General features: G+C 57.4%; 3 rRNA genes. All 3 read left to right on the top strand.

Annotated features, from left to right (window positions below):
• Window positions 1-61 precede the first annotated feature (61 nt).
• Window positions 62-1,587 (top strand): 16S ribosomal RNA (locus O5O46_RS34780).
• A gap of 301 nt (window positions 1,588-1,888) precedes the next feature.
• Window positions 1,889-5,013 (top strand): 23S ribosomal RNA (locus O5O46_RS34775).
• An 80-nt stretch (window positions 5,014-5,093) separates the two neighbouring features.
• Window positions 5,094-5,151 (top strand): 5S ribosomal RNA (rrf, locus tag O5O46_RS34770); the annotation flags it as partial.

Below are 5,151 nucleotides of genomic sequence, written 5' to 3'. Positions count from 1 at the left end.
GGGATTATTCCTCCTGGTGGTGCCGCTCAACGCGAGTGTTGACCGGGATAGCCCGGAAGCATTCACGGAGAGTTTGATCCTGGCTCAGGACGAACGCTGGCGGCGTGCTTAACACATGCAAGTCGAACGATGAAGCCCTTCGGGGTGGATTAGTGGCGAACGGGTGAGTAACACGTGGGCAATCTGCCCTGCACTCTGGGACAAGCCCTGGAAACGGGGTCTAATACCGGATATTACCTGGGAGCGCATGCTTTCGGGTGGAAAGCTCCGGCGGTGCAGGATGAGCCCGCGGCCTATCAGCTTGTTGGTGGGGTGATGGCCTACCAAGGCGACGACGGGTAGCCGGCCTGAGAGGGCGACCGGCCACACTGGGACTGAGACACGGCCCAGACTCCTACGGGAGGCAGCAGTGGGGAATATTGCACAATGGGCGAAAGCCTGATGCAGCGACGCCGCGTGAGGGATGACGGCCTTCGGGTTGTAAACCTCTTTCAGCAGGGAAGAAGCGCAAGTGACGGTACCTGCAGAAGAAGCACCGGCTAACTACGTGCCAGCAGCCGCGGTAATACGTAGGGTGCGAGCGTTGTCCGGAATTATTGGGCGTAAAGAGCTCGTAGGCGGCTTGTCGCGTCGGATGTGAAAGCCCGGGGCTTAACCCCGGGTCTGCATTCGATACGGGCAGGCTAGAGTTCGGTAGGGGAGATCGGAATTCCTGGTGTAGCGGTGAAATGCGCAGATATCAGGAGGAACACCGGTGGCGAAGGCGGATCTCTGGGCCGATACTGACGCTGAGGAGCGAAAGCGTGGGGAGCGAACAGGATTAGATACCCTGGTAGTCCACGCCGTAAACGTTGGGAACTAGGTGTGGGCGACATTCCACGTTGTCCGTGCCGCAGCTAACGCATTAAGTTCCCCGCCTGGGGAGTACGGCCGCAAGGCTAAAACTCAAAGGAATTGACGGGGGCCCGCACAAGAGGCGGAGCATGTGGCTTAATTCGACGCAACGCGAAGAACCTTACCAAGGCTTGACATACACCGGAAACATCCAGAGATGGGTGCCCCCTTGTGGTCGGTGTACAGGTGGTGCATGGCTGTCGTCAGCTCGTGTCGTGAGATGTTGGGTTAAGTCCCGCAACGAGCGCAACCCTTGTCCTGTGTTGCCAGCATGCCCTTCGGGGTGATGGGGACTCACGGGAGACTGCCGGGGTCAACTCGGAGGAAGGTGGGGACGACGTCAAGTCATCATGCCCCTTATGTCTTGGGCTGCACACGTGCTACAATGGCCGGTACAATGAGTTGCGATGCCGTGAGGTGGAGCGAATCTCAAAAAGCCGGTCTCAGTTCGGATTGGGGTCTGCAACTCGACCCCATGAAGTCGGAGTCTCTAGTAATCGCAGATCAGCAGTGCTGCGGTGAATACGTTCCCGGGCCTTGTACACACCGCCCGTCACGTCACGAAAGTCGGTAACACCCGAAGCCGGTGGCCCAACCCCTTGTGGGAGGGAATCGTCGAAGGTGGGACTGGCGATTGGGACGAAGTCGTAACAAGGTAGCCGTACCGGAAGGTGCGGCTGGATCACCTCCTTTCTAAGGAGCTTCTAGATCGTCTCGTACGGTCCAGAGCCACTACGCAGGCGAGTGTCCTGCGGTGGTTTGCTCATGGGTGGAACGTTGACTACTCGGCATGGCCGGTGATGGCTGCTAGTACTGCTCTTTCGGGGGCGTGGAACGTGGGTCGGAGTCGGTGGTGTCGGGCACGCTGTTGGGTCCTGAGGGAACGTGAGTGTCTCTCAGTGGTGACCGGCCTCGTGGAGCTTGGGTGTTGTGCTCAGGTGATGTGGGGGATGGGTCGTTGTTTGAGAACTGCATAGTGGACGCGAGCATCTGTGGCCAAGTTTTTAAGGGCGCACGGTGGATGCCTTGGCACCAGGAACCGATGAAGGACGTGGGAGGCCGCGATAGGCCCCGGGGAGCTGTCAACCGAGCTGTGATCCGGGGGTGTCCGAATGGGGAAACCCGGCAGTCGTCATGGGCTGTCACCCGTACCTGAACACATAGGGTATGTGGAGGGAACGCGGGGAAGTGAAACATCTCAGTACCCGCAGGAAGAGAAAACAACCGTGATTCCGGGAGTAGTGGCGAGCGAAACTGGATGAGGCTAAACCGTATGCGTGTGATACCCGGCAGGGGTTGCGCATGTGGGGTTGTGGGAGCTTTCTTCAGCAGTCTGCCGGCTGTTGGGAGAGTCAGAAACCGTTGATGTAGACGAAGGGCATGCGAAAGGCCCGGCGTAGAGGGTAAGACCCCCGTAGTTGAAATGTCAGCGGCTCTCTTGGAAGTCACCCAAGTAGCACGGGGCCCGAGAAATCCCGTGTGAATCTGGCGGGACCACCCGTTAAGCCTAAATATTCCCTGGTGACCGATAGCGGATAGTACCGTGAGGGAATGGTGAAAAGTACCGCGGGAGCGGAGTGAAATAGTACCTGAAACCGTGTGCCTACAAGCCGTGGGAGCGTCGCGGTGAGTGCTTGCACTCATCGTCGTGACTGCGTGCCTTTTGAAGAATGAGCCTGCGAGTTTGCGGTGTGTGGCGAGGTTAACCCGTGTGGGGTAGCCGTAGCGAAAGCGAGTCCGAAGAGGGCGGTTGAGTCGCACGCTCAAGACCCGAAGCGGAGTGATCTAGCCATGGGCAGGTTGAAGCGGAGGTAAGACTTCGTGGAGGACCGAACCCACCAGGGTTGAAAACCTGGGGGATGACCTGTGGTTAGGGGTGAAAGGCCAATCAAACTCCGTGATAGCTGGTTCTCCCCGAAATGCATTTAGGTGCAGCGTCGTGTGTTTCTTGCCGGAGGTAGAGCACTGGATAGGCGATGGGCCCTACCGGGTTACTGACCTTAGCCAAACTCCGAATGCCGGTAAGTGAGAGCGCGGCAGTGAGACTGTGGGGGATAAGCTCCATGGTCGAGAGGGAAACAGCCCAGAGCATCGACTAAGGCCCCTAAGCGTATGCTAAGTGGGAAAGGATGTGGAGTCGCAGAGACAACCAGGAGGTTGGCTTAGAAGCAGCCACCCTTGAAAGAGTGCGTAATAGCTCACTGGTCAAGTGATTCCGCGCCGACAATGTAGCGGGGCTCAAGTATACCGCCGAAGTCGTGTCACTCACACAAGTACTTCTAACGAAGGTGTGGGTGGGTAGGGGAGCGTCGTGTGCCGGGTGAAGCAGCGCCGGAAGGTAGTTGTGGACGGTTCACGAGTGAGAATGCAGGCATGAGTAGCGATACAAGAGTGGGAAACTCTTGCGCCGATTGACTAAGGGTTCCTGGGTCAAGCTGATCTGCCCAGGGTAAGTCGGGACCTAAGGCGAGGCCGACAGGCGTAGTCGATGGACAACCGGTTGATATTCCGGTACCCGTGATAGTGCGCCAACGCTGAACCCTCGAATGCTAAGGCCGTGAAGCCGTTGGGTGCGTCTTCGGACAATCCTGGTGTGAGTGGAGCCGCTGATCCAACGTGGTAGTAGGTGAGCGATGGGGTGACGCAGGAAGGTAGTCCAGCCCGGGCGGTGGTTGTCCCGGGGTAAGGGTGTAGGACGCAGGGTAGGTAAATCCGTCCTGTTGATGTCTGAGACCTGATGCCGAGCCGATTGTGGTGAAGTGGATGATCCTATGCTGTCGAGAAAAGCCTCTAGTGAGTGCTGTTGCGGCCCGTACCCTAAACCGACTCAGGTGGTCTGGTAGAGAATACCGAGGCGTTCGGGTGAACTATGGTTAAGGAACTCGGCAAAATGCCCCCGTAACTTCGGGAGAAGGGGGGCCATTCCTGGTGATGAGATTTTCTCTCTGAGCTGGGGGTGGCCGCAGAGACCAGCGAGAAGCGACTGTTTACTAAAAACACAGGTCCGTGCGAAGCCGTAAGGCGATGTATACGGACTGACGCCTGCCCGGTGCTGGAACGTTAAGGGGACCGGTTAGCTCCATTTCGGTGGGGCGAAGCTGAGAACTTAAGCGCCAGTAAACGGCGGTGGTAACTATAACCATCCTAAGGTAGCGAAATTCCTTGTCGGGTAAGTTCCGACCTGCACGAATGGCGTAACGACTTCTCGACTGTCTCAACCATAGGCCCGGTGAAATTGCATTACGAGTAAAGATGCTCGTTTCGCGCAGCAGGACGGAAAGACCCCGGGACCTTTACTACAGTTTGATATTGGTGTTCGGTTCGGCTTGTGTAGGATAGGTGGGAGACTGTGAAGCTATGGCGCCAGCCGTGGTGGAGTCGTTGTTGAAATACCACTCTGGTCGTGCTGGATGTCTAACCTGGGTCCGTGATCCGGATCAGGGACAGTGTCTGATGGGTAGTTTAACTGGGGCGGTTGCCTCCTAAAGGGTAACGGAGGCGCCCAAAGGTTCCCTCAGCCTGGTTGGCAATCAGGTGTTGAGTGTAAGTGCACAAGGGAGCTTGACTGTGAGACTGACGGGTCGAGCAGGAGCGAAAGCTGGGACTAGTGATCCGGCGGTGGCTTGTGGAAGCGCCGTCGCTCAACGGATAAAAGGTACCCCGGGGATAACAGGCTGATCTTCCCCAAGAGTCCATATCGACGGGATGGTTTGGCACCTCGATGTCGGCTCGTCGCATCCTGGGGCTGGAGTCGGTCCCAAGGGTTGGGCTGTTCGCCCATTAAAGCGGTACGCGAGCTGGGTTTAGAACGTCGTGAGACAGTTCGGTCCCTATCCGCTGTGCGCGTAGGAGTCTTGAGAAGGGCTGTCCCTAGTACGAGAGGACCGGGACGGACGGACCTCTGGTGTGCCAGTTGTTCTGCCAAGAGCATGGCTGGTTGGCTACGTTCGGGAGGGATAACCGCTGAAAGCATCTAAGCGGGAAGCCTGCTTCGAGATGAGGACTCCCACCCACTTGATGGGGTAAGGCTCCCAGTAGACGACTGGGTTGATAGGCCAGATATGGAAGCCGGGTAACCGGTGGAGTTGACTGGTACTAATAGGCCGAGGGCTTGTCCTCAGTTGCTCGCGTCCACTGTGTAGTTCTGAAACAACGAATCATGCCGGTTGTGCCGGTCGGTTTGATGTGTTTCATAGTGTTTCGGTGGTCATAGCGTTAGGGAAACGCCCGGTTACATTCCGAACCCGGAAGCTAAGC

Origin of the sequence: Streptomyces sp. RPT161, from assembly GCF_027533845.1 — a bacterium.
Lineage (GTDB): Bacteria > Actinomycetota > Actinomycetes > Streptomycetales > Streptomycetaceae > Streptantibioticus_A > Streptantibioticus_A silvisoli_A.
Note: the sequence above shows the minus strand (reverse complement) of the source record. Positions and strands in the feature narration are given on the sequence as shown.